This window comes from Streptomyces sp. TG1A-8, assembly GCF_030499535.1.
In the GTDB taxonomy this organism is placed as follows: Bacteria; Actinomycetota; Actinomycetes; order Streptomycetales; family Streptomycetaceae; genus Streptomyces.
The window spans coordinates 3503179-3525624 of record NZ_JASTLB010000001.1; the positions used below are offsets into that span (position 1 = coordinate 3503179).

Genomic DNA, 22446 nt, shown 5'->3' on the forward strand with positions numbered 1-22446 from the left:
CCGCCTCAGGGCACGCGGTGGGGGGTCGGTGCGTGCGGTCCGGTGCCGGCGGGCGCCGCGTCCGGACCGGCCCACGCGGGACGGCGCAGGATCTCGACCACCGCGCTCGACCAGGTGAAGCCGGCGCCCACGCCCATGAGCAGGCAGCGGTCGCCGGGTCCGGCCGCCCCGGTGTCGACGAGCCGGCCGAGGCTCGCGAACTGGTCGCCCGCACCGAGGTGGCCCACCCCGCGGAACCAGGACCAGGTGGTGCGGTCCAGGCCGATGCCCAGCGGGGTGGTGTAGTTGGCCACCAGCCGGCGGCGCCCGAAGTGCGGCAGGACGAACCAGTCGATGTCCGCCAGCCCGGTGCCGGCGTCGGCGAGCGCCCCCTCCAGGGCCTCGCGCTGCCCGGCCGCGCTGCGGGCGACCGTCTCGCTCATGCTGGCCGTGGCCAGGTAGCTCTTCTGGCACGCCTTGACGTCCAGGGGGCTGCGCACGCTGAACGGCGCCGGGCCGAAGGGGTCGTCGCCGCGGTGCATGGCCTCCAGGTGCGGGTTGGCGACGGTGACCAGGCTGCGCAGCCGCGCGTAACCGTCCTCGCTGGACAGCACCAGGGCGGATCCGCCGTCCCCGAAGACGCTGCCCGGGTCGCTGAACCAGCGGTCGATGCCCGGCGGGCAGAAGCGGTCCGCGGCGACGGTCAGCACCGCCGAGGGGCCCCGGGACGCGGTGAGCCGGGTGGCGGCCAGCTCCAGTGCCGCCATGCCGCCGTTGGACATCTGGCGGATCTCCAGCGCCGGGCACCGGTTGCCCAGCGCCGCCCGCTGCACGTAGGAGGCCGGGGCCCACATGTCGTGGCCCTGGTAGTAGACGTTGGCGTAGAGCAGGAGGTCCACGGCGGACGGCGGCAGCCCGGAGCGCTCCAGCGCCTGGCGGGCGGCCCGGGCCGCCATCTCGACGGCGGGCTCGCCGGTGGAGACGGTGGCGGACAGGAAGTCGGTGCGGGCCACGTCCTGCGCGCGGCACAGCCCCTGCGCCACGGCGTCACCGACCGGGAGGGGCCGCGGCAGCCAGGTGCCGTTGCCTGCGACGTACACCGACTCGTACTTCATGGATCGGGGGCCTTTCGGTACTGGTCTGCTGCGCTGTCGGGGCCGGGGCGGTGCGGCTCCCGGCCGAGGGGCTTTGGACGGGGGGCTTTGGACGGGGGGCTCCGGGCGGGGGCTCCCGGCCCGCAGGTCCTGCGGGCCGGTCCGGCCGCCGCTGCCGCCGTACGGGGGCCGCCGTACGGGCCGCCGTACGGGTGCCGCCGGGTCGGCGGCGCGGTCCGTGGGCCGTTACCGGCCGGCCGGCGCGGGGCGGACCGGCAGACGGGAGCCGGCCACCGCCCCGGCGGGGAAGCACGCGGCGAGGGAGTCGACGTGGGCCGGGCCCAGCCGGTCGGCGGCGGCCGCGATGTTCTCCAGCAGGTGGGCGCGGCGGACGGTGCCGGGGATGGCGACGACGTCCTGTCCCCGGGCGAGCACCCAGGCGAGGGCGAGGCGCGCCAGCGGGACGCCGCTCTCGGCGGCGATGCGGGCGGCGCCGTCGAGCAGGACGGCGTTGCGGGCGGCGTTGTCCGGGCTGAACCGGGGGTGGTTGCGGCGGTAGTCGCGCGCGCCGAGCGCGGCGGCGTCCACCGTGCCGGTGAGGAAGCCCCGGCCGAGCGGGCTGCACGCGACGAGGCCGACGCCCAGTTCCCGCGCGGCCGGCAGGACGGTGTCCTCCACGTCGCGGGACCACAGCGAGTACTCGGTGGCGACGGCGGCGACGGGGTGCACGGCGTGCGCGCGGCGCAGGACGTCCGCGGAGACCTCGGACAGCCCGATGTGTCCGATCTTGCCCTCGGCGACCAGCTCCGCCAGGGCGCCCACGCTGTCCTCCACCGGCACCGCGGGGTCGACCCGGGCCAGGTAGTACAGGTCGATGCGGTCCGTGCCCAGCCGTCGCAGGGAGGCCTCGCAGGCCTGCCGCAGGTACGCCGGCGAGCCGTCGAAGGCGGTCGGGCGCCCCGACCCGGAGAACACCGCGCCGCCGCGGGTGGCGATCACGGCCCGGTCGCGGACGCCGGCCAGCGCGCGCCCCAGCAGCCGTTCCACGCCGCCCCCGCCGTAGAAGTCGGCGGTGTCCAGGAGCGTGACGCCCCGTTCGAGCGCCTCGCGCACGAGCGCGACGGCGGCGTCCTCGTCCACGGCACCGTAGCCGCCGGTCAGTCCGAGGCAGCCCAGCCCGACCGCGGAGACCTCGGGCCCGGCCGCGCCCAGCTTCCTGATGTCCATGTCGTCCTTCCCGTGAGGCACCGACGGGTCCTTGGCCCGCACCGGAAAACCGGCCACGACGTGACCGGCGGCCAGGATGACCAGCGGACCTAGAGGGGCGGTGGACCGGCGCCGGGGGCCGGAACCGGTCCACCGGGGCTCCAGCGGCCTTGGAGGGCGGCGCCCGAGGGTGCGGTTCGAGGGTGAGGCGGGACGTCGCCGCCCCCGAGGACCCCTGATCGAGAGGACTGCCGTGTCGAAGCCGGAATCCCATGTCGTCGAGCGGAGCACCGCGGTCCGGGCGCCCGCCGACGCCGTCTACGAACTGGTCGTCGACGTGGAGCGCTGGCCGCAGCTCATCCGCTCGGTGGCGCACGTCGAGCGCACGGTGCACGGCGCGGAGTCGGACGAGGTGCGGGTGTGGGCGGTGCGCGGTCACGACCGGGCCGCCGCCTGGACCTCGTACCGCACCCTGGACCGCGCCGCGCGCACCGTCGCCTTCCGCAACGACCCGCCCACCGGCCCCACCAGGTCCTCCGAGGGCGAGTGGCTGGTGCGGGAGACCGCCGGGGGGACCAGTGAGCTGGTCTCGCGGCACACCTTCGTGCTCGCGGACGGCGTGCCCGAGCAGGCCGCCGCCGAGGTCGCCGCGCGCATCGCGGAGCACGCGGCGGGCCAGCTGGAGGAACTGGCGTACGCGGCCGAGCACCGCGAGGAGCTGGCGGCGCTCACCATCTCCTTCGAGGACCCGCTGTTCATCGGCGGCACCGCCGAGGACTCGTACGCGCTGCTGTACCGCGCCCGGGAGTGGCCCGACCGCTTCCCGCACGTGACCCGGATCGACATGACCGAGGACGAGCGCGGCATCCAGTTCTTCGACATGGACACCCTCACCCCGGACGGCCGGGCCCACACCACCCGTTCGGTGCGCGTCTGCATGCCCCACCACAAGATCGTCTACAAGCAGATCAGCCTGGCGCCGCTGCTGACCGCCCACACCGGGCACTGGCTGTTCACCGAGACGCCCGAGGGCATCGTCGCCTCCGCGCGGCACACCGCGACCATCAACCCCGACGCCCTCGACCTGCTGTTCCCGGGCGCGACCGTGCAGGACGCCCGCGCCTACCTGCGCAAGGCGCTCAGCGCCAACAGCGTGAGCAACCTGCGCTTCGCCAAGGAGTACGCCGAGGAGCGGGCGGAGCGGCGGGCCCGGGAGCGGGCCGAGCGCCGCGCACGGGAGACGGCCCATGCCTGACGTCCTGGCCACCGCCCGCTGGCGGGAGCCGCTCCCCCTGCCGGAACCGGCGCTCGGGGAGCTGCCGCGCCGGGCGGCCGCCCTGTGGCCGGACCGGACCGCCCTGCGCCACGGCGAACGGACCCTGACCTTCGGGGAGCTGGAGCGCGCCACGGCCCGCTGCGCGGCCGCCGTCCGGCAGGCCGTGGGCACCGGCGCCGTCGTCGGCGCGGCCACCGTGCTCGCTCCGGTCTTCGCGAGCCTGTACTACGGCGTCGCCCGCAGCGGCAACACCGTGGTGACCCTGAACCCGCTGGTGCGGGGCGAGGCGCTGCGGCACGTCCTGGCCGCCTCGGGCACCCGGCTCGCCCTCCTCACCCGGGAGATGTGGGAGAAGCTCGCCCCCTTCCGGGACGGGCTGCCCGACCTGGCCACCGTCGTCGTCCTCGACTGCGGGACGCAGGGGCCGCCGGCCGGGACCGTCGCCCTGGAGGAACTGCTCGCCGCCGCCCCGGCCGACGACGGCCGGGCGGAACGGACCGACCCCGACGCCGTCGCCTGCGTGCACTTCACGAGCGGCACCACGGGCGCCCCCAAGGCCGTGCCGCTCACCCACCGCAACCTGACGGTGAACGCCGCCCAGACCGCGCAGGCGCAGGGCCTGGACGCCACCTCCGTCACCCTCAACCAGCTGCCGCTGTACCACCTCATGCACCTGAACTCGGCGCTGTGGGCGGGTGCCGCCCAGGTGCTGTGCCCGGACGACGACGCGGCGGCCGCCGTCGCCGCGGCCGACGCGTACGGCGCCACGCACTGGTTCAGCATCCCGGTGCGGCTCGCCCGGCTCGCGGCCGACCCCAGGCTGCCGGACCTGCGGCCCCGTACGGTCCGCGGCATCTTCTGCGGCGGCTCCGCGCTGCCCGCGGGGCCGGCGCGGATCCTGTCCGAGCGGTTCGGCATCCCGGTCGTCCAGGGCTACGGGCTGGCCGAGGCCTCACCGACGGTCGCCCTCGACCTGCCCGGCCGGCCCCGGCCCGGCTCCTGCGGCCCGGTGGTCGCCGGGACCGAGTGCCGCGTCGTCGGCCTCGGCACCCGCCGGGTGCTGGCACCCGGCGAGCGGGGCGAGATCCAGATCCGGGGGCCGCAGCTGATGCGCGGCTACCTCGGCCCGGACGGGCGGCGGGACTTCGACGAGGAGGGCTGGTTCTCCACCGGGGACGTCGGCCACCTCGACGAGGACGGCTACCTGTTCGTCGCCGACCGGCTGGGCGACGTCTTCAAGTGCGACAACGAGATCGTGGCCCCCACCGAGGTGGAGGCCGTCCTCGCCCGGCACCCGGCGGTCGCCGACTGCGTCGTCTTCGGCCATCCGGACGAGTTCAGCGGCTCCGTCGCGCACGCCCTGGTCGTCCTGCGCGAGCAGGGCCCGGACGGCCCCGGCAGCACACCGGAGCGCGTCGCCGAGGAGGTCAACGCCGACCTCGCGCCCTTCCAGCGCATCCAGTACATCGACGCGGTGCCCGGCCTGCCGCGCGGTCCCGGCGGCAAGGTCCAGCGCCGCGTGCTGCGCGCCACCGCCCTCGGCGCCTGAACCGGCCGGCCCGCCGCCCGCCCCGTTACGCCCCGCCCCGTCCCACCCGTCCCACCGCATTCCACCGCGCGCCACGAACCGCGCACACCGAACAGGAGAAGAAGAGGACATGGCCACTCTCATCAACGAACTCAAGGTCATCGGCGACGTCGAGGACTTCGAGCGGATCACCGCCGGCATCACCGAGTACATGCGGCAGCAGCCCGGCTACGTCGGCCACCGCATGCTGCGCTCCCTGCGCCGTCCCGGCGTCTTCGTGGAGATCGCCGAGTGGGAGAAGCCCGAGGACCACGTCCGCGCCGTGCAGAGCGAGGGCTTCCGCAGCCGCGTCCAGGAGCTGGCCGGCGTGATCGAGAAGCCGACCCCGGACCTGTACGAGCTGGTCCACGACAGCGCCCCGGTCCAGGCGGCCTGACCCCGTACCCGGACACCCCGCCGCCCCGGGCCCCTCGGCCCGCCGGGGCCGACGGCAGCAGAAGGAGACTTGAGAACAGTGCGGGAACCCATCGAGGTGCTCGTCGTCGGCGCCGGTCCGGTCGGGCTGACGGCGGCGTACGAACTGACCCGGCGGGGTGTCCGGGTGCGACTCGTCGACGCGGCCGCCGGCCCGGCCGCGACCAGCCGGGCGATCGCCACCCATCCCCGGACCATGGAGACGTACGACCAGATCGGCGTGCTGGACGCGATGCTCGCCCGGTCCCGCCGGATCACCGCGTTCACGCTCTTCCAGAACGGGCGCCGGCTCGCCCGGCTCGACGCCGACTACAGCGCCAGCCCGACCCGGTTCCCCTTCACGGTGACCATCGAACAGGTCGCCACGGAGGAGGTGCTGCGCGACGCGCTCGCCGCCCGCGGCGTCCACGTCGAGTGGGGCGTGCGCCTGGAGACCTTCCGGCAGGACCCGGAGGGGGTCACCGCCACCCTGCACGCCGGCGGCGCCACCGAGACCGTCCGCGTCCCCTGGCTGATCGGCACCGACGGCGGGCACAGCACCGTCCGCAAGGTGCTGGACCTGCCGCTCATCGGCGAGTCCAACGAGACCTGGCTGCTCGCCGACGCCACGGTCGACACCGAACTGCCGCCCAACAGCATCTACTTGATCCGGACCGGCGGCGGCACCCTGATGATGGCCCCGCTGCCCGGGGAGCGCCGCTGGCGCATGCTCGACACGGTCGACGTCAGCTACGGCGGCGACGACACCGCGGTCGCCGAACGCTTCTCCCGCAAGCTCACGGCCGGACTCGGCCACCGGGTGCGCGTGGACACCCCGCGCTGGGTGTCCGTGTTCACCGCGCAGCAGCGCATGGTGCCGCGGATGCGGGTGGGCCGGGTCTTCGTCGCCGGGGACGCCGCCCACGTGCACAGCCCCGCCTCCGGCCAGGGCATGAACACCGGCGTGCAGGAGGCGTACAACCTCGCCTGGAAGCTGGCGCTGGTGATGCGCGGCCACGCCCGCGAGGAACTCCTCGACACCTACGCCGCCGAACGCGTCCCGATCGGCCGCGCGCTGCTCAGCTCCACCAAGCGCGCCACCCAGCTGGTCGCCCTGAAGAACGCCCTGGCGTCGGTGGCGCTGCCGGTCGTCTTCACCCTCGCCCGGCTGCTGCCGCCGCTGCGGGTCCGCATGCAGCGCACCGCGCTCGGCCGGGTCTCCGGACTCAACCTCGCCTACCCCGACAGCCCCCTGACGTCCGCCGACGGCACCCAGGACACCGGTCCGCGGCCCGGCGAGCGCATCGGGCAGGTGCTGCCGGAACGGGCCGCGGCCCCGGGCTGGACGGCGCTCGCCGGCGAACTGCGCGACCTGCGCTGGACCCTGCTCGCCTTCGGCGGCGGCCCGGCGGTGCGGGAGGCGGCCGACCGGTACGGGCAGTGGCTGTCCGTGCGCACGGTCGCCGAAGCCGCCGTCCCGGACCCGGCGGGGGCCGCCGTGCCGCTCGCCGACCCCGGACACGTGCTGCGCGCCGACCTGGGGGCGGCGCCCGGCTCCTGGCTGCTGATCCGGCCGGACGGCTACCTGGCCGCCCGCGGCACCTCGCTCACCGACCCCGCGACGCTCGCCGCGCTCGCCCTGGCGGGCGACGGGCGGGCCCCGCTGGCCGCCGGCGCGGCCCGCGCCGCCGCCCACGCGACTTCTCAGGAGGAACTGTGACACCGGCACCCGCTCCACCGGCACCGGCGGCCCGCGCGGCGGAGGCCGCCACGCTGGGTCTCGAAGGGCGCGTCGCGCTGGTCACCGGGGCCTCCCGGGGCCTGGGCCGCGCCGTCGCCCGCAAGCTGTGCGCCTCGGGCTGCGACGTCTACCTCAACTACGCCACCAACGACACGGACGCCGAGCGGGCGGTCGAGTCGCTGCGCGGGCTGAAGGGCACCGCCGTCGCGGTGAAGGGCGACATCACCCGCCCCGACACGCTGCCCGCGCTGCTGGACCGCATCACCGACCGCCACGGCCGCCTGGACGTCTTCGTGCACAACGCGGCGTCCTTCCACCCGATGCCGACCCTGTCCGCCGCGGTCGCGGACGTCCACCAGGACGTGGCCGCCGCCGTCGACCCGCTGCTGCACGGCGCGGCGCACCTGGCCGCGGCGATGGCCGGCGGGCCCGGCCGCATCGTCGCCGTCTCCAGCCTCGGCGCGCAGGCCGTCGTACCGCGCTACGTCGGCCTCGGCCTGGCCAAGGCGGCACTGGAGAGCCTGGTGCGCTACCTGGCCGTCGAACTGGCGCCGCAGGGCATCGCGGTCAACGCGGTGGCCACGGCCAAGCTCGACAAGGGCGAACCGGCCGCGGTCAACCCGGAGGCCGCGCGCGCCCTGGCCGCGCGCACCCCGGCGGGCCGGCTGACCCGCCCGGAGGACCTCGCCGACGCGGTGGCGCTGCTGTGCACCGACGAGGCGGCCTGGATCCACGGCCAGGTGATCACCGTGGACGGCGGTTCCCGGTTGCGGGCCTGACCATGACCGACCAGACGACAGGGACCACGCCGGTCACGCGGACCGCACGGACCACGCGGTCCCCGCAGACCAGGCAGACCACCCAGACCAGACAGACCACCCAGACCAGACAGACCACGCAGGCCCGGCCCGGCCGGTCCGCGGGCGCGGCGCCGGCCGGCCGGACCGCGCCCGCGGACCGGCACGCACCCACGCGGGAGGACGCGACGAGCGCCGTGAGCGACATCAGGACCGACGTGTGCGTCATCGGCGGCGGGCCCGCCGGGCTCACCCTGGCGCTGCTGCTGCTCCGCTCGGGTGTCCGGGTGACGGTGGTGGAGAAGGCGCGCGGCCTCGACCGGGAGTACCGCGGGGAGATCCTGCAGCCCGGCGGGCTCGCGCTGCTGGACCAGCTCGGCGTGCTCGACGACGCCCGGTCCCGGGGGGCCCACGAACTGACCCGGTTCCGGCTGACCGATCCGCGCCGGGTGCTGATGGACTTCGACTACCGCCGGCTGCCCTCCCCCTACGACCACCTGCTCAGCCTGCCCCAGCGCCACCTGCTGGGGGCGCTGCTGGCGCTGTGCGAGCGGTTCGACGGCTTCCGCCACCTGCCGGGGCACGGCGTGGCCCGGCTGCTGCGGGACGGCGGTGCCGTGCGCGGCGTCACCACCAAGGGCCACGACGGTGCCCGCACCGTCACCGCCCGGGCCGTGGTGGGCGCCGACGGCCGGTACTCCAAGACCCGCTCCCTGGCCGGCATCGACAACCACCGCCACGACGTGTTCGACATGGACGTGCTGTGGTTCAAGCTGCCGGCCGACCCCACCGGCGTCGTGCGCATCCACCGGGGCGAGGGCGGCCCGGTCATCGCGTACGACTCCCACCCGGGCAGCGTCCAGATCGGCTGGACCCTGCCGCACCACAGCTACCGGGAGATCGCGGCCCGCGGCATCGACCACGTGCGCGAGCAGGTGGCCCGGTCGCTGCCCGAGTACGCGGACCTGGTCCGCGACTGCGTGGGCGCGCTGACCGACCTGACCCTGCTGGACGTGTTCGCAGCCCGGGCCGAGCACTGGGTGCAGGACGGTCTGGTGCTGATCGGCGACGCCGCGCACACCCACAGCCCGCTGGGCGCCCAGGGCATCAACCTGGCCGTCCAGGACGCGGTGGTCCTGCACCCCGTCCTGGTCGCCGCCCTGCACGGGGGCACCGGCACGGTCGGCGCCGGTGAGCTGGCCGCCTACGAGCAGGCGCGCTCGGCCGACATCGACGCCGTGATGCGCCTGCAGGTGATGCAGAGCAAGGGCATGTTCGCCGAGGGCCGCGTGGCCTCGGCCGTCCGCCCCAGGATCGCCAAGGCCGTCAGCCGCACCCCGCTGGGCCGCAGGATCACCCGCCGGATCGCCTACGGCAACCCCGCCATCCGGGTCCGGGAGGACCTCTTCACCGCCTGACGGCCCCTCGACAAGCCACCGAAGACCGCGGAGGAACCATGCGCTACATCGACCTCTCCACCCCGATCGACGCCTCCCAGTGGGAGCCGGAGCCCGTCACCCACGAGATCGTCACGCCGGCCGAGGGCGCCCGGCAGATGGCGAAGGAGATGCGGGAGAACTTCAACCTGGAGTTCGACCCCGCCGACCTGCCGGACGGCGAGCTGCTGTCCATCGACAACCTCACCCTGAACAGCCACACCGGCACCCACATCGACGCGCCGGCCCACTACGGCACCCGGGCGAACTACGGCGACGGCCGCCCCCGCACCATCGACGAGATGCCGCTGGACTGGTTCCACCGGCCCGCCTTCGTGCTGGACCTCACCGACGCCGGCGTCGGCACCGTGGACGCGTCGGTGATCGAGAAGGAGCTGGCGCGGATCGGCTACCAGCCGCAGCCGTACGACATCGCGCTCATCAACAGCGGCGCCTGGCGCAACGTGGGCACGATGCAGTACTTCACCGACTTCGTCGGCCTGGACGCCTCGGCGACCAGGTTCCTGCTCGACCTCGGGGTGAAGGTCATCGGCACCGACGCCTTCAGCCTCGACGCGCCCTTCGGCCACATCCTGAGCGCCTACGCCCAGAGCGGCGACAAGAGCGTGCTGTGGCCCGCCCACTTCGCGGGCCGCGACCGCGAGTACTGCCAGATCGAGCGCCTGGCGGGCCTGGACCAGCTGCCGCGCCCGTACGGCTTCACGGTGTCCTGCTTCCCCGTCAAGATCACCGGCGCCGGGGCGGGCTGGACCCGCGCGGTCGCGCTCGTCGACGACGAGGACTGACCCCGCGCCGCCCCACGGGCCGGGGCCGGTCCGCCGACCGGCCCCGGCCCCGCCCCGCCGACCACGTCCCACCAAGGAGAGCCAGCACGATGACCCTGACCACCGTGAGCCCGGCGGCCGGCACCGGCACCCCGGCCGACCGCGCCCTCTTCGCCCAGCTCTACGCCGAGGTGCAGCAGTTCTACGCCCACCACTTCCACCTCCTGGACTCCGGCGCCGCCGAGGAGTGGGCCGGCACCTTCACGGAGGACGGCTTCTTCCACCCCGAGACGCTGCCCGAGCCGGTGTCCGGCCGGGCGGCCCTGGCCGCGGGGGTGCGCCGCACCCACCAGGGGCTGGAAGCCGCGGGCGAGCAGCGCCGGCACTGGCACGGCATGGTGTCCGTGGTGCCGCGCGAGGGCGCCGAGGTGCTGGACGTGCGCTGCTACGCCCTGATCTTCAGCACGCCCCGCGGCGGATCCTCGGGGCTGCGCATGGCGTGCGTCTGCGAGGACGTGCTCGTCCGCGTCGACGGCGCCTGGCAGGTCAAGGAGCGCCGCGTCACCCGCGACGACCACCCCGGTGCGCCGGCCTCCTGACACCACCACCCCCAGGGCTCCTGGCGGACCGGACCTCCCCCGGCCACCAGGGGCCTTCGCCATGCCCGCCCGCCCCGGCGACCGGCCGCCACCCTCCACGGACGGACCGCGCGGGGACGGACCGCGCGGGGACGGACCGCGCGGGGACGGATCCGGCGGGACGGACCGCGCGGCGGGTCCCGCGGGGCCCCGCGAACCGGCCGACCGGCCTCGCGGCCCCGCCGCGCACAGGCACCGCGCCGGGCCACTGCTCCGGGCCACCACAGGGCGCACCGCGCCAGGCGCCGCCGGGGGCCGCCGGGGCCACCGCCCGGGGCCCCTTGCCCGGCACCACACGGGTCCGCCGCGCCGGGTCCGCCGCGCCCGGCACCACGCGGCTGCCCCACCACCGGGCCGCCGCACGGACCCGCCGCACCCGGCACCCCGCGGGGAACCGCGGCCGGCGCGGTGGACCTGGGGCGCACAGGTGGAGCGGCGGGGACGGCCGCGGTACCGCGACGGCCGCGCCGCCCGGCAGCCGCACCCGGGTCGACCCCGCCCCCGTCCCCACCCCGTCCCCACCCCCGTCCCGCACCCCTCCCGCCGCGGAGCGCGCGGGCGGGGTGCGGCCGGGTCCGCCCGCCGGCGGGCGCAGCGCGAAGCGCCCCGGCGGGGGCCGTCGGGGCGCTTCGGGGTGGGGCGTGGACGGGGCCGGTGTCAGCCGAGCACGCGGCGGGTGAAGTTGCGCAGGGCCAGGCCGCCCAGGAGCACGACGCCGCCCGCCTCCGCGAGCAGGAACGCCCACACGGGCATGTGGCCGACCTCGGGCGTGAGGGAGGCCCGCAGGCCCTCGCCCATGTAGACCACGGGGTTGGCCAGGGTGACGTACTGCAGCCAGGGCACCGCCTCCAGGGCGGACCACGGGAAGTAGACGCACCCGAGCACGGTCAGCGGGGTGATCACGGCCGCGAAGAGGTGCTGCACCTTCTGCACGTCGAACAGCGTGCCCAGCAGCAGCCCGGTGCAGGCGGCGAGCAGGCAGGCCAGGGCGAACGTCACCACGAACAGCGGCCAGTTGTGCACGTGCACGTCGGGCGCCTGCCCGTCCGCGTGCACCAGCAGCACCACCGGGAACACCACGAGCCCGGCGAGCATCGCCTGGAACGCCGCGGACACGATCTTCTGGACGGCGATCACCCACAGCGGCACCGGCGCCAGCGCCCGGTCCTCCATCTGCTTGGTGTAGGCCAGCTCCATCAGCAGCGGGATCATCACGGCCGTGATGCCCTGCACGGCGATGGTGATGGCCACCAGTCCCGGCACCAGCACCGTGGTGAACTTCGGCGCGCCCGGCTGCGTGCCGCCGAACCCGCCGGCCAGGCCGATCTTCGGCAGCACGTAGGCGAAGCCGAAGGTGAACGCGAGCGGCTGCATGACGGCCCGCAGCACCAGCGAGCCCAGCTGCCGCCGGGTGACCCGCACATCACGGCTGAGCAGCGCGGCGAAGGTGTGCAGCCCGGTCGACAGCCGCCCGCCGCGCACGGGCTGCGTCGCCGTCCCGCTGGGGGAAGCGATGGTCGTGGTCATTCCCGGTACTCCCGTCCGGTCAGGTTGAGGAAGGCGGTCTCGAGGCTGGGCGGCAGGGTGGCCGCGTTGCGCACGGACAGGCCGTGGTCACGCCCGACGGAGATCAGCTCGCCGAGCAGTCCGTCCGCCGGGGCCTTGGCGTGCACCCGCAGGTCACGGCCGTCCGCCTCGGCCCGCTGGACGCCGTCGAGCTTCCCGGCGATCTGGGCGGCGGTGTCGGCCGGCCCGTCGAAGGAGACCGTGATCACGGTCTCGGCGCCCGCGGTCGCCTTGATGCCGTCGACGCTGTCGCAGGTCAGCACCTTGCCGTGGTCCACGACGGCGATCCGGTCGCACAGCTCCTCGGCCTCTTCGAGGTAGTGCGTGGTGAGCACGATGGTCTGCCCGGCCGCGTTCAGCTCCCGCAGCAGCTCCCACAGCTTGCGCCGGGCCTGCGGGTCGATCGCGGCCGTGGGCTCGTCCAGGAAGAGGACCTCCGGCCGGTGCATCAGCGCGCGGCAGACCATGGCCCGCTTGGACTGGCCGCCCGAGACGTGGTCGTCCAGCCGGTCGGCCACCTCGGCGAGCCCGAACTGCTCCAGCAGCTCCCCGGCCCGGCGCCGGGACTGCTTGGTGCTCATCCCGAAGAAGCGGCCCCGGAACTCCAGGTTCTCCAGCAGGCTGACCGCCCGGTCCATGGTGTTGGCCTGGGTGACCACGCCGATGTGCCGGCGCACGTCGACCGCCTGCGCCTGCACGTCGAAGCCGGCGACGGTCGCACTGCCCCGGGTCGGCACGATCCGGGTGGTCAGCATGCCCAGCGTGGTCGACTTGCCGGCGCCGTTGGGCCCGAGCAGCCCGAAGAACTCGCCCGGCCGTACCTCGAGTTCCAGTCCGTCGACGGCGTGCACGGGCCGGCCGCCGCTGTTGTACGTCTTGTGTAGTCCGGTCGTTCGGATGGCCGCGTCCGTCATGGCGGCGTTCTCCTTCGCGTGCGACTGCCCCGGCGGTATGCGCAGATGCTGGTGGCGGGGGATGAGACCCGCTCCAGCAGGCCTGGAGCCCGCCGGCCGGGCGCGGCCCGGGTCTAGGCGGGTTCGACACGGGATCGAGCCCGGCCCGCGAACATCCCCCCGCACAGCGGGGCCGGCCCGCGGCGGACGAGAGGTCTCACCATGCGTGTGTTGTTCACGGTGTCGGACTGGTCGGCGCACTACGCGCCGATGATCCCCCTGGGCTGGGCGCTCCAGGCGGCCGGCCACGAGGTGCGGGTCGTGTGCACCCCCGCGCAGGCCGGGCCGGTCTCCCGGGCCGGTCTGACCCCCGTCCCCCTCATGGGCGGCCTCGACATGGTCACCCAGACCCGGCTGCTGTACTTCTGGGACGCGCAGGCCGGCCGGCGCCCCTACCCGGGGCTGCCGCTGCACCCGGTCACCGGCGAGGAGCTGGCGTCGCTGGCGGACTTCGACTTCCCGGCCTGGGCCGCGGGGAACAGGCGGGAGATCGCCACGGCGGTGAAGGCCAACTACGAGGGCACGCTGGACTTCGCCCGCCGCTGGGGCGCCGACCTCGTCGTCCACGACCCGCTGGCCGTCGAGGGCCTGCTGGCCGCGAAGGTGACCGGGGTGCCCGCCGTCCTGCACGCGTGGGGCCCGGTCGGCACCCACGAGGAGGAGCCCTCGCTGCGGCTGCTGCCCGAGGACCCGGCGGGCTTCTTCCCCCGCCACGGCGTCGGCGAGCTGGGCCCGGACCTGATCAACCACGTCGTGGACCCCTGCCCGGACGGCCTGCGGCTGCCGACGCGCGCCCACCGGCTCCCGGTGCGCTACACGCCCTACAACGGCCCCGGCGGGATGCCCGCCTGGGTGCTGGAGCCGCCGGCCCGGCCCCGGGTCTGCGTGGTCTGGGGCAACTCGCTGACCCGGATGTTCGGCCCGCGGTCGTTCATCGTGCCCACGATCGTCGCGGCGCTCGGCGCCCTCGACGTCGAGGTCGTGCTGACCGGAACCCCCGAGGACATCGCCTCGCTCGGTGAACTCCCGTCCAACGTGCGGGCGTTCGAGCGGTTCCCGCTGCAGTTCCTGCTGCCGACCTGCTCGGCCGTGGTGCACCACGGCGGGGCCGGCTGCGCGATGACCTCGGTCGCGGCCGGGGTCCCGCAGCTGGCGCTGACCTTCGCGGCCGAGCAGCAGGCCAACGGGGCGCGGGTGGCCGGGGCCGGCGCCGGGCTGCAACTGCGCGGCGACCTCGCCGACCAGGACACGGTGCGCGCCCTGGTGCGGCGGCTGCTGGACGAGCCGTCCTTCGCCCTGGCCGCCCACCGCCTGCGCGAGGAGAACCTGGCCCGGCCCACCCAGGCGGCGCTCGTGGCCGACCTGGAGCGCCTCGCCGCCGGCCGCCCGGCGGGCCGCGTCGCCGCCTGAGCCCGCGCCCCGCACCCGTACCCACCGATCACGCAGACGCACGAAGAAGGCGGAGCACACCATGCGCGTGCTGTTCACGGTCTCCGACTGGCCGGCCCACTACTTCCCGATGGTCCCGCTCGGCTGGGCGCTCCAGGCGGCCGGCCACGAGGTCCGGGTGGCCTGCGCGCCCTCCCAGGCCCGCACGCTGGAGCGGGCCGGGCTCACCCCCGTACCGGTCCTGGGCGACCTCGACATGGTCTTCCTGACCCGGTTCAAGAACCTCACCGACATCAAGGCGGGCACCTGGCGCTACCGGGAGCTGCCCGGCCTGCACCCCGACACCGGGGAGGAGCTGGCCTCGCTGGACGGCTTCGACTTCACCGGCTACGCCCAGGAGTGCAAGCGCCGCATCGCGGCGGAGACCGGGAAGGGACTGGCGGGCGTGCTGGAGTTCGCCCGCGCCTGGCGGCCCGGCCTGGTCGTCCACGACCGGCTCAGCATGGAGGGGATCTTCGCCGCCCGCGCGCTGGGCGTGCCGCACGTCGCCCACCTGTGGGGACCGGTCGGCACCCGGGAGGACGACCCGGAGCTGCACCCGCTGCCCGTCGACTACACCCGCGCCTTCCCCCGCCACGGGCTGCCGGAGATGGGACCCGGTCTCGTCGAGTACGTCATCGACCCCTGCCCGCCCGGCCTCACCCCGCCGACCGCCGCCACTCGGCTACCCGTGCGCTACGTCCCCTACAACGGGCCCGGTGCCATGGAGCCGTGGGCGCTGGAGGCCCCCGAACGGCCCCGGGTGTGCGTGCTGTGGAGCAACTCGGTGAGCCGGTCCTACGGCGCGGCCTCCTACCTGGTGCCCCGGGTGGTGCGGGCGCTGGCCGGCCAGGACCTCGACATCGTCCTGCCGGTGCACCCCGACGACGTGGCCGCGCTCGGTGAGCTGCCCGCCAACGTCCGGGTGGTGGAGCAGTTCCCGCTGCACCTGCTGCTGCCGACGTGCGACGCGATGGTGCACCACGGGGGCGCCGGGTCGGTGATGACGGCGGCCACGGCCGGCGTGCCGCAGCTCGCCCTCACCTTCGGCCCGGAACAGGACGCGGACGGCGCCCGCCTCGCCGCGACCGGCGCGGGACGCCATCTCACGGGCGACCGCGCCACGCCGGAGCTGATCCGGTCCGCCGTCGCCGCGCTGCTGTCCGACCCGGCCCACCGCGCGGCGGCCCGGCGGCTGCGCGCCGGCAACGAGGCCCGCCCGGCCCCGGACCGCCTGGTCCCGGTCCTGGAGCACCTGGCCGCCACCGGGCGCCTCCCGGCCGACACGGCACCGGAGCCCGGGGCCGCCGCACCGTCCGCCCGCGCGGCGGCCGTCACGGCCGCGTCCGCCGCCCTCTGACGGCCGCGCGAGAGGAAGGGGCAACACGATGAGCCAGGATGCCGGGGCCCCGGCGGGGCGGCGGGCCGGGCCGGAGCGCGCCGTCGTCCTGGGCGGCAGCGGCTTCATGGGGCGGCACGTGTGTTCCGCCTTCGCGGCGGCCGGGTACGACGTCGTGTCGGTGGCCCGGCGGGCCGCGGCCGGCCCGCCGGGCGTGCGGGACGTCCGTCTCGACCTGCTGGCCGCGCCCCCGCCCGAGGTCGAGGGGCTGCTGCGCGAGCTCGCCCCCTCGGTGGTGGTGAACACCACGGGGGCGGTGTGGGACGTCTCCGCGCGGCAGATGGAGGACGTCAACGTCACGCTGGTGCGGCGGATCGTCGCGGCCGTCGGCGCCCTGCCCGTACCGGCGCGGCTGGTCCAGCTCGGCTCGGTCCACGAGTACGGGCCGGTGCCGCCGGGCACCGCGCTGCGCGAGGACAGCCCGCCGTCTCCCACGACCGTCTACGGGCGCACCAAACTCCTCGGCAGCCGGGCCGTGCTGGCCGCCGGCGCGGGCGGCCGGCCGGAGGGCGTGGTCCTGCGCATCGCCAACGTGGTGGGCCCCGGGCTGCCGCGGGCCAGCCTGCTGGGCCGGGTCGCGGCCCAGCTGAGCGCCGCCGCCGACGGCGGCACCACGGCGGAGCTGCGGCTGTCCCCGCTGCGCTCCCACCGGGACTTCGTGGACGTCCGCGACATCACGGAGGCGGTGGTGGCCGCCGCGCGGCGGCCGGTGGCCGGCCGGGTGTTCAACCTGGGCCGCGGCCAGGCCGTCGACGTGCGCCGGATGGTGGACGGCCTGATCGAGGCCAGCGGCATTCCCGCGCGGGTCGTCGAGGAGGGCGGCGAGGAGGCCCGCAGCGCGGGCGTGGAGTGGCAGCGCGTCGACTGCGGGGCCGCCCGCGCCGCGCTCGGCTGGGTGCCCCGCCGGGGCCTGGCGGAGTCGCTCGCGGCGCTGTGGGAGGAGGCCCGCGCGGGCCGCGGCCCGACTTCGAGGGCTTCTTGAGCCCGGTGCACCACCGTGACTCGGGGCGGGCGTCCGGCACCGTTGCCGGACGCGCCGTGAGTCAACCCCCGATCGGAGAAGGACCCGGAGCCCGTGGCCCGGATGTCCGAGTAAGGGCCGCTCGGCCCACAGGCGCGCGGGAGGCGATGAGGTGAGCGGCGGTAAAGCGTTGCTGCTGGAAGACGTACGCAAGTACCACCGGGAGACGGCGGGCACCCAGGAGTTCGTGCCGGGCGTCACCCCGCTGCTGCCCGCGGGGGCGGTCCTGGACGAGGACGACCGGGTGGCGCTGGTGGAGACGGCGCTCGACCTGAGGATCACCTCGGGCGTCAAGACGCGGAAGTTCGAGAGCGCCCTGGCCCGCCGGCTCGGGCTGCGCAAGGCCCACATGACCAACTCGGGCTCCTCCGCGAACCTGCTGGCCCTCACCGCGCTGACCTCGCCGCAGCTGGAGGAGCGCCGGCTGGTGCCCGGCGACGAGGTGATCACGGTCGCCGCGGGCTTCCCCACCACCGTCAACCCGATCGTGCAGAACGGTCTGGTGCCCGTCTTCGTCGACATCGACCTGGCGACGTACAACACGACGGCGGAGCGCATCGAGGCGGCGATCGGCCCCCGCACCCGGGCCATCATGATCGCCCACACGCTGGGCAACCCCTTCCCGGTCGCGGACGTCGCCCGGCTCGCCGAGGAGCACGAGCTGTTCCTCATCGAGGACAACTGCGACGCCGTCGGCTCCCTGCACCAGGGCCGGCTCACCGGGACCTTCGGCGACCTGAGCACCGTGAGCTTCTACCCGGCCCACCACCTGACCACCGGTGAGGGCGGCTGCGTGCTGACCCGCAACCTGGCGCTCGCCCGCATCGTGGAGTCACTGCGCGACTGGGGCCGCGACTGCTGGTGCGAACCCGGCGAGGACGACAAGTGCCTCAAGCGCTTCGAGCACCAGATGGGCTCCCTGCCCCACGGGTACGACCACAAGTACATCTTCTCCCACGTCGGTTACAACCTGAAGGCCACCGACCTGCAGGGCGCCCTCGGCCTGACCCAGCTCACCAAGCTGGACGACTTCGGCCGGGCCCGCCGCCGCAACTGGCGGCGGCTGCGCGACGGTCTGGAGGGCACGCCGGGGCTGCTGCTGCCGGAGCCCACGCCGGGCAGCGACCCGAGCTGGTTCGGCTTCGTGCTCACGGTGCGGCCCGACGCCCCGTACACCCGCAAGGGCCTGACCGACTTCCTGGAGGCCCGGCGCATCGGCACGCGGCGGCTGTTCGCGGGCAACCTCACCCGCCACCCCGCCTACACCGGCCTCCCGCACCGGGTGGTCGGCGACCTGGCCAACAGCGACGTCGTCACCGAGCACACCTTCTGGATCGGCGTCCACCCGCTGCTCACCGCCGAGATGGTCGACTACATGATCGGTTCGGTCCGCGAGTTCTGCGGGGCGCAGCAGTGGAGGCAGGCGTCATGAAGTGGGACGACCTGTACGTCGCGGCGGTCGGCACCTGGCTGCCCGGGGCGCTGCCCGTGGAGCGCGCCGTCGAGGAGGGCCGCTACGACGCGGAGCGCGCCAGGGCCCGCGACTACGTCTCCGTGTGCGTGGACGAGGACACCGCGCCGCCGGACATGGCGGTGCGGGCCGGCCGGTCCGCGCTGGAGCGCTCCGGCACCGCCGAACGCGACTTCTCGCTCCTGCTGCACAGCAGCCTGTGGTACCAGGGACTCGACATCTGGCCCACCGCCTCCTACGTCGCGGCGGACACCGTGGGCCGCTTCGTGCCCGCCTTCGACGTGCAGCAGCGCTGCAACGGCGCCCTCGGCGCGATCGAACTCGCCGGCGCCCACCTGCGGGCCGGCATCGGCAAGGGGCACGCGGCCCTGGTCACCACCGCCGACCGCTTCGCCCCGCCCGCCGTCGACCGCTGGAACATGCACGACTACAACGTCTACGGCGACGGCGGCACCGCCATGGTCCTGTCCACCCGGGGCGGCTTCGCCCGCGTCCTGTCGACCGCGACGGTCGTCGACAACTCCCTGGAGGCCGCGGCCCGCGGCGACCAGCCGCTGCGCCGGGCCCCCGATCCCGGCACCCCCGTGGACCTGGTGGCGCGTGCCGCCCGGCACGCGGCGGCCGGTGACGCCAAGCAGACCGAGCTGCGCACCGGACGCCTCATCAACCAGGCCCGCAACCAGGCCCTCGCGGACTCCCGGACCCAGTTGAAGGACCTCGCCCGCGTGGTGATCGGGGCCACCGGACGCTTCGAGCACGGTTACCACTTCCACCACCTGCTCCAGGTGCCCGAGTCCCTCACCACCTGGGAGTACGGCCGCACCACCGGGCACATCGGCGCCGGCGACTGGAACGCGGGCCTCGACTGGCTGGTGCGCACCCGGGCCGTGGCGCCCGGCGACCGGGTCCTGCTGTTCGGCGGGGGCGCGGGCTACAGCTGCACCGCCGCCGTGCTGGAGATCACCGAGCTGCCGGACTGGGGCGACGGGCGGGTGCCCACTTCCGTGACCGACGAGCGATCAGGGGGCGCGTGACATGGCGGAGCTGCTGCACGAACTGCTGGAGGGGGCCGTCGCACGGCGGCCCGGCGCGACCGCGGTCCGCGACGGCGGGGGCGCCTGGACCTACGCGGAGCTGGACCGGGCCGCGGACGCCTGCGCGGCGTGGCTGCTGGACCGCGGGGTCCGCCCCGGGGACCGGGTCCTGGCCCGTCTGGGCAACGCCCGGCCGTTCGTGGCCCTGCTGTTCGGGACGCTGCGGGCGGGGGCCGTGTTCGTGCCGGTCGGCACCGCCATGAAGGGCTTCCACCTGGCCCGGGTGCTCACGGACGCCGAACCGTCGCTGGCCGTCGCCCAGGGCGCGGACGTGGAGCTGCTGGCCCGGCTGGGCGAGGTGCCCGCGCACGACCTGGCCGAGGTGCCGCTCGGCGGGGGGACCGGACCGGGCGGCGGCGCGGCGGACGCGGCGCGCGCCCCGCGGGTGCCGGTCGGCGCGGACGACCTCGCCCTGCTCATGTACACCTCGGGCAGCACCTCGGCGCCCAAGGCGGTCATGTCCCCGCACCGCGCCGCGGTGTTCGCCACCGCCGCCATCGCCGACCGCCTGCGCTACCGCCCGGACGACGTGGTGCTGAACGCCGTCCCGTTCTCCTTCGACTACGGGCTCTACCAGATCTTCCTGACGGTCGCCGCGGGCGCGGAGCTGGTGATCTCCCGCACCGACGCCCACGTCGGCCTGATGACACTGCTGCACCGGCACTCGGTCACCGTCTTCCCGGTCGTGCCCTCCCTGGCCGAGCTGGTGCTCCGGCTCGCCGCGCGCGACCGCCGGCCGGCGCCCCCGGTCCGGCTGTTCACCAGCACCGGGGCGGCCCTCAACCGCCCGGTCCTCGACGGTCTGCGCGCCGCCTTCCCGCAGGCGCGCGTCGCGCCCATGTACGGCACCACCGAGTGCAAGCGGATCACCGTCCTCGAACCCGACGGGGACCTGGCCCGCCCGCACTCCGTCGGGCGGGCCCTGCCCGGCACCGAGGTGCTGGTCCTGGACGACGCCGGCCGGCCGCTGCCGCCCGGGTCGACGGGGGAGATCGCGGTGCGCGGGCCGCACGTCATGGCCGGCTACTGGCGCGCCCCCGACCTCACCCGGGAGCGCTTCCGCCCCGACCCCGCGACCGGTGCCGTCACCCTGCACACCGGGGACTACGGCCACCTCGACGCGGACGGCCACCTGTACGTGCACGGACGCCGCGACGACCTGTTCAAGCGGCGCGGGGTGCGGATGTCCGCGCTGGAGATCGAGGCCGCGGCCCTGGACGTCCCCGGGGTCCGGGCGGCGGCGCTGCTGCCGCCGGCCGCGGACGCCGACATGGTGCTGCACGTCGCCGCCGACCGCCCCGCCGGCGAGGTGCTGGAGGCGCTGGCCGAGCGGCTGGAGCCGGCCAAGGTCCCGCCCGTCTGCCACGTGCGCGCGGAACTCCCGCTCACCCCGAACGGCAAGACCGACAAGAAGGCCCTCGCCGCCGGGCCGGCCCCGGCCGCGCCGACGGCCGCCTGAGACCCGAAAGGAACCCGCCGCCATGACCGTCCCCTGGGACGAACCCTTCGAGAAGATCCTGCGCGAGGCGCTGCCGCTGCTGCCCGCGGACAGCGCCCTGCGCGCCGGGACCCGGCTGAGCGACCACGGCCTGGACTCGATGGCCACGATCGACACGCTGCTGCGCCTGGAACAGCAGTACGAGGTGTCGTTCCCGGACGAGTACCTCACCTCCGAGACCTTCGGGACCCCCGGCAGCCTCTGGGCCGTCCTGTCCGGCCTGCGCGCGGCCTGACGCCGCGGCCCGCCCCCTCGCACACCCCCGTACACCTCCACCACCTCCATCCGAAAGGCAGCACCATGGGCAAGCTCGACGGCAGGGTCGCCCTGATCACAGGAGGCGCCCGCGGCCAGGGCGCCGCGGCGGCGCGCGCCTTCGTCGCCGAGGGCGCGAAGGTCGTCCTCGGCGACATCCTGGACGACGACGGCAAGCGGCTCGCGGACGAGCTGGGCGAGGCGGCGACGTACGTCCGGCTCGACGTCCGCAGCCCCGAGGAGTGGGCCGCCGCCGTCGCCGCGGCCCGCGCGGCGTACGGCAGGCTCGACGCGCTCGTCAACAACGCCGGCGTGGTGGACATCGGCAGCGTCGAGGAGATGTCGCCCGAGGCCTTCATGCAGGTGGTCGAGGTCAACCAGCTCGGCGTCTTCCTCGGCATGCAGGCCGTCGTCCCGGCGCTGCGCGAGGCCGGCGGCGGCAGCATCGTCAACATCTCCTCCGTCGACGGGCTGATGGGGCTGAAGTACCTGTCCGCGTACTGCGCCTCGAAGTTCGCGGTGGTCGGCATGACCAAGGTGGCCGCCATGGAGCTGGGCCCGGACGGCATCCGGGTCAACGCCGTCTGCCCCGGCGTCATCCGCACCGAGATGACCAAGGACCTGCACGAGATGCAGGTCAAGTGGCTGCACCGGACCCTGCCGCTGCGCCGCTTCGGCGAGGCCGACGAGACGGCGTCCGTGGTCCTCTTCCTCACCGCCGGCGACTCCTCCTACGTCACCGGCACCGAGGTCGTCGTCGACGGCGGCTGGATCGCCGGACACCTGACCCCGTGAGCCGGCTGCCGCCGCCCGTCCGCCGACCCGCCG

At 75.4% G+C, this 22446-nt stretch carries 20 protein-coding genes; 16 read left to right on the plus strand and 4 right to left on the minus strand.

Annotated features, from left to right (window positions below; genetic code table 11):
• Positions 1-5: 5 nt before the first annotated feature.
• Positions 6-1094, minus strand: coding sequence for a ketoacyl-ACP synthase III family protein (locus QQY24_RS15140; protein WP_301973215.1), 1089 nt, complete (start codon positions 1092-1094; stop codon positions 6-8).
• Positions 1095-1319: 225 nt separating this feature from the next.
• Positions 1320-2321 (minus strand): aldo/keto reductase, encoded by a 1002-nt coding sequence (locus tag QQY24_RS15145; RefSeq protein WP_367657999.1) that lies wholly within the window; start codon positions 2319-2321, stop codon positions 1320-1322.
• 211 nt (positions 2322-2532) lie between these two features.
• Between QQY24_RS15145 and QQY24_RS15150 the strand changes: the two genes are divergently transcribed.
• The 8 genes from QQY24_RS15150 to QQY24_RS15185 all read left to right on the plus strand — a co-directional run bounded on the left by QQY24_RS15150 (position 2533) and on the right by QQY24_RS15185 (position 10894).
• Positions 2533-3534, plus strand: a complete 1002-nt coding sequence (locus QQY24_RS15150; protein WP_301973216.1) for an aromatase/cyclase — start codon at positions 2533-2535, stop codon at positions 3532-3534.
• Positions 3527-5104 carry a class I adenylate-forming enzyme family protein gene (locus QQY24_RS15155; protein WP_301973217.1) on the plus strand — a complete coding sequence of 526 codons (1578 nt, stop codon included), beginning with the start codon at positions 3527-3529 and terminating at the stop codon, positions 5102-5104. The genes QQY24_RS15150 and QQY24_RS15155 overlap by 8 nt, the downstream gene beginning before the upstream one ends.
• A gap of 109 nt (positions 5105-5213) precedes the next feature.
• Positions 5214-5519, plus strand: a complete 306-nt coding sequence (locus tag QQY24_RS15160) for an antibiotic biosynthesis monooxygenase (protein ID WP_301973218.1) — start codon at positions 5214-5216, stop codon at positions 5517-5519.
• 78 nt (positions 5520-5597) lie between these two features.
• Positions 5598-7256, plus strand: coding sequence for an FAD-dependent oxidoreductase (locus QQY24_RS15165; protein ID WP_301973219.1), 1659 nt, complete (start codon positions 5598-5600; stop codon positions 7254-7256).
• A complete protein-coding gene (locus QQY24_RS15170; protein ID WP_301973220.1) occupies positions 7253-8056 on the plus strand; it encodes an SDR family oxidoreductase in 804 nt (267 codons plus the stop codon). Before QQY24_RS15165 ends, QQY24_RS15170 begins: the two co-directional genes overlap by 4 nt.
• Before the next feature lie 215 nt (positions 8057-8271).
• The gene (locus QQY24_RS15175) at positions 8272-9492 is read left to right on the plus strand and encodes an FAD-dependent monooxygenase (protein WP_301973221.1); all 1221 of its coding nucleotides are present in this window, start codon (positions 8272-8274) and stop codon (positions 9490-9492) included.
• A gap of 38 nt (positions 9493-9530) precedes the next feature.
• Positions 9531-10316, plus strand: coding sequence for a cyclase family protein (locus QQY24_RS15180; RefSeq protein ID WP_301973222.1), 786 nt, complete (start codon positions 9531-9533; stop codon positions 10314-10316).
• 89 nt (positions 10317-10405) lie between these two features.
• The gene (locus tag QQY24_RS15185) at positions 10406-10894 is read left to right on the plus strand and encodes a nuclear transport factor 2 family protein (protein WP_301973223.1); all 489 of its coding nucleotides are present in this window, start codon (positions 10406-10408) and stop codon (positions 10892-10894) included.
• Between the two features lie 696 nt (positions 10895-11590).
• Here QQY24_RS15185 and QQY24_RS15190 read toward each other — a convergent pair.
• Together QQY24_RS15190 and QQY24_RS15195 are read right to left on the minus strand one after the other, a co-directional pair.
• Positions 11591-12460 carry an ABC transporter permease gene (locus tag QQY24_RS15190; RefSeq protein ID WP_301973224.1) on the minus strand — a complete coding sequence of 290 codons (870 nt, stop codon included), beginning with the start codon at positions 12458-12460 and terminating at the stop codon, positions 11591-11593.
• A complete protein-coding gene (locus tag QQY24_RS15195) occupies positions 12457-13413 on the minus strand; it encodes an ABC transporter ATP-binding protein (protein ID WP_301973225.1) in 957 nt (318 codons plus the stop codon). The genes QQY24_RS15190 and QQY24_RS15195 overlap by 4 nt, the downstream gene beginning before the upstream one ends.
• A 201-nt stretch (positions 13414-13614) precedes the next feature.
• Between QQY24_RS15195 and QQY24_RS15200 the strand changes: the two genes are divergently transcribed.
• The 8 genes from QQY24_RS15200 to QQY24_RS15235 all read left to right on the plus strand — a co-directional run bounded on the left by QQY24_RS15200 (position 13615) and on the right by QQY24_RS15235 (position 22413).
• A complete protein-coding gene (locus QQY24_RS15200; protein ID WP_301973226.1) occupies positions 13615-14862 on the plus strand; it encodes a nucleotide disphospho-sugar-binding domain-containing protein in 1248 nt (415 codons plus the stop codon).
• A 61-nt stretch (positions 14863-14923) separates the two neighbouring features.
• Positions 14924-16240, plus strand: a complete 1317-nt coding sequence (locus tag QQY24_RS15205; protein WP_301973227.1) for a nucleotide disphospho-sugar-binding domain-containing protein — start codon at positions 14924-14926, stop codon at positions 16238-16240.
• Positions 16241-16268: 28 nt separating this feature from the next.
• Entirely contained in the window at positions 16269-17261 is a 993-nt protein-coding gene (locus QQY24_RS15210) for an NAD(P)-dependent oxidoreductase (protein ID WP_301973228.1), read from the plus strand.
• Positions 17262-17412: 151 nt separating this feature from the next.
• Entirely contained in the window at positions 17413-18732 is a 1320-nt protein-coding gene (gene rfbH / locus QQY24_RS15215) for a lipopolysaccharide biosynthesis protein RfbH (RefSeq protein WP_301973229.1), read from the plus strand.
• The gene (locus QQY24_RS15220; protein ID WP_301973230.1) at positions 18729-19805 is read left to right on the plus strand and encodes a ketoacyl-ACP synthase III family protein; all 1077 of its coding nucleotides are present in this window, start codon (positions 18729-18731) and stop codon (positions 19803-19805) included. Before rfbH ends, QQY24_RS15220 begins: the two co-directional genes overlap by 4 nt.
• 1 nt (position 19806) lies before the next feature.
• Complete coding sequence (locus QQY24_RS15225) at positions 19807-21324, plus strand: class I adenylate-forming enzyme family protein (RefSeq protein ID WP_301973231.1); 1518 nt, start codon at positions 19807-19809, stop codon at positions 21322-21324.
• A 22-nt stretch (positions 21325-21346) separates the two neighbouring features.
• Positions 21347-21598 (plus strand): phosphopantetheine-binding protein, encoded by a 252-nt coding sequence (locus QQY24_RS15230; RefSeq protein ID WP_301973232.1) that lies wholly within the window; start codon positions 21347-21349, stop codon positions 21596-21598.
• A 65-nt stretch (positions 21599-21663) separates the two neighbouring features.
• Complete coding sequence (locus tag QQY24_RS15235; protein ID WP_301973233.1) at positions 21664-22413, plus strand: glucose 1-dehydrogenase; 750 nt, start codon at positions 21664-21666, stop codon at positions 22411-22413.
• Positions 22414-22446: the final 33 nt, after the last annotated feature.

What these genes read in the sequence shown, in the direction of transcription:
- QQY24_RS15140 (WP_301973215.1), bottom strand. Translation starts at nt 1,094, where the DNA reads ATGAAGTACGAGTCGGTGTACGTCGCAGGCAACGGCACCTGGCTGCCG.
- QQY24_RS15155 (WP_301973217.1), top strand. Translation starts at nt 3,527, where the DNA reads ATGCCTGACGTCCTGGCCACCGCCCGCTGGCGGGAGCCGCTCCCCCTG.
- QQY24_RS15160 (WP_301973218.1), top strand. Translation starts at nt 5,214, where the DNA reads ATGGCCACTCTCATCAACGAACTCAAGGTCATCGGCGACGTCGAGGAC.
- QQY24_RS15180 (WP_301973222.1), top strand. Translation starts at nt 9,531, where the DNA reads ATGCGCTACATCGACCTCTCCACCCCGATCGACGCCTCCCAGTGGGAG.
- QQY24_RS15185 (WP_301973223.1), top strand. Translation starts at nt 10,406, where the DNA reads ATGACCCTGACCACCGTGAGCCCGGCGGCCGGCACCGGCACCCCGGCC.
- QQY24_RS15190 (WP_301973224.1), bottom strand. Translation starts at nt 12,460, where the DNA reads ATGACCACGACCATCGCTTCCCCCAGCGGGACGGCGACGCAGCCCGTG.
- QQY24_RS15195 (WP_301973225.1), bottom strand. Translation starts at nt 13,413, where the DNA reads ATGACGGACGCGGCCATCCGAACGACCGGACTACACAAGACGTACAAC.
- QQY24_RS15200 (WP_301973226.1), top strand. Translation starts at nt 13,615, where the DNA reads ATGCGTGTGTTGTTCACGGTGTCGGACTGGTCGGCGCACTACGCGCCG.
- QQY24_RS15205 (WP_301973227.1), top strand. Translation starts at nt 14,924, where the DNA reads ATGCGCGTGCTGTTCACGGTCTCCGACTGGCCGGCCCACTACTTCCCG.
- QQY24_RS15210 (WP_301973228.1), top strand. Translation starts at nt 16,269, where the DNA reads ATGAGCCAGGATGCCGGGGCCCCGGCGGGGCGGCGGGCCGGGCCGGAG.
- QQY24_RS15220 (WP_301973230.1), top strand. Translation starts at nt 18,729, where the DNA reads ATGAAGTGGGACGACCTGTACGTCGCGGCGGTCGGCACCTGGCTGCCC.
- QQY24_RS15225 (WP_301973231.1), top strand. Translation starts at nt 19,807, where the DNA reads ATGGCGGAGCTGCTGCACGAACTGCTGGAGGGGGCCGTCGCACGGCGG.
- QQY24_RS15230 (WP_301973232.1), top strand. Translation starts at nt 21,347, where the DNA reads ATGACCGTCCCCTGGGACGAACCCTTCGAGAAGATCCTGCGCGAGGCG.
- QQY24_RS15235 (WP_301973233.1), top strand. Translation starts at nt 21,664, where the DNA reads ATGGGCAAGCTCGACGGCAGGGTCGCCCTGATCACAGGAGGCGCCCGC.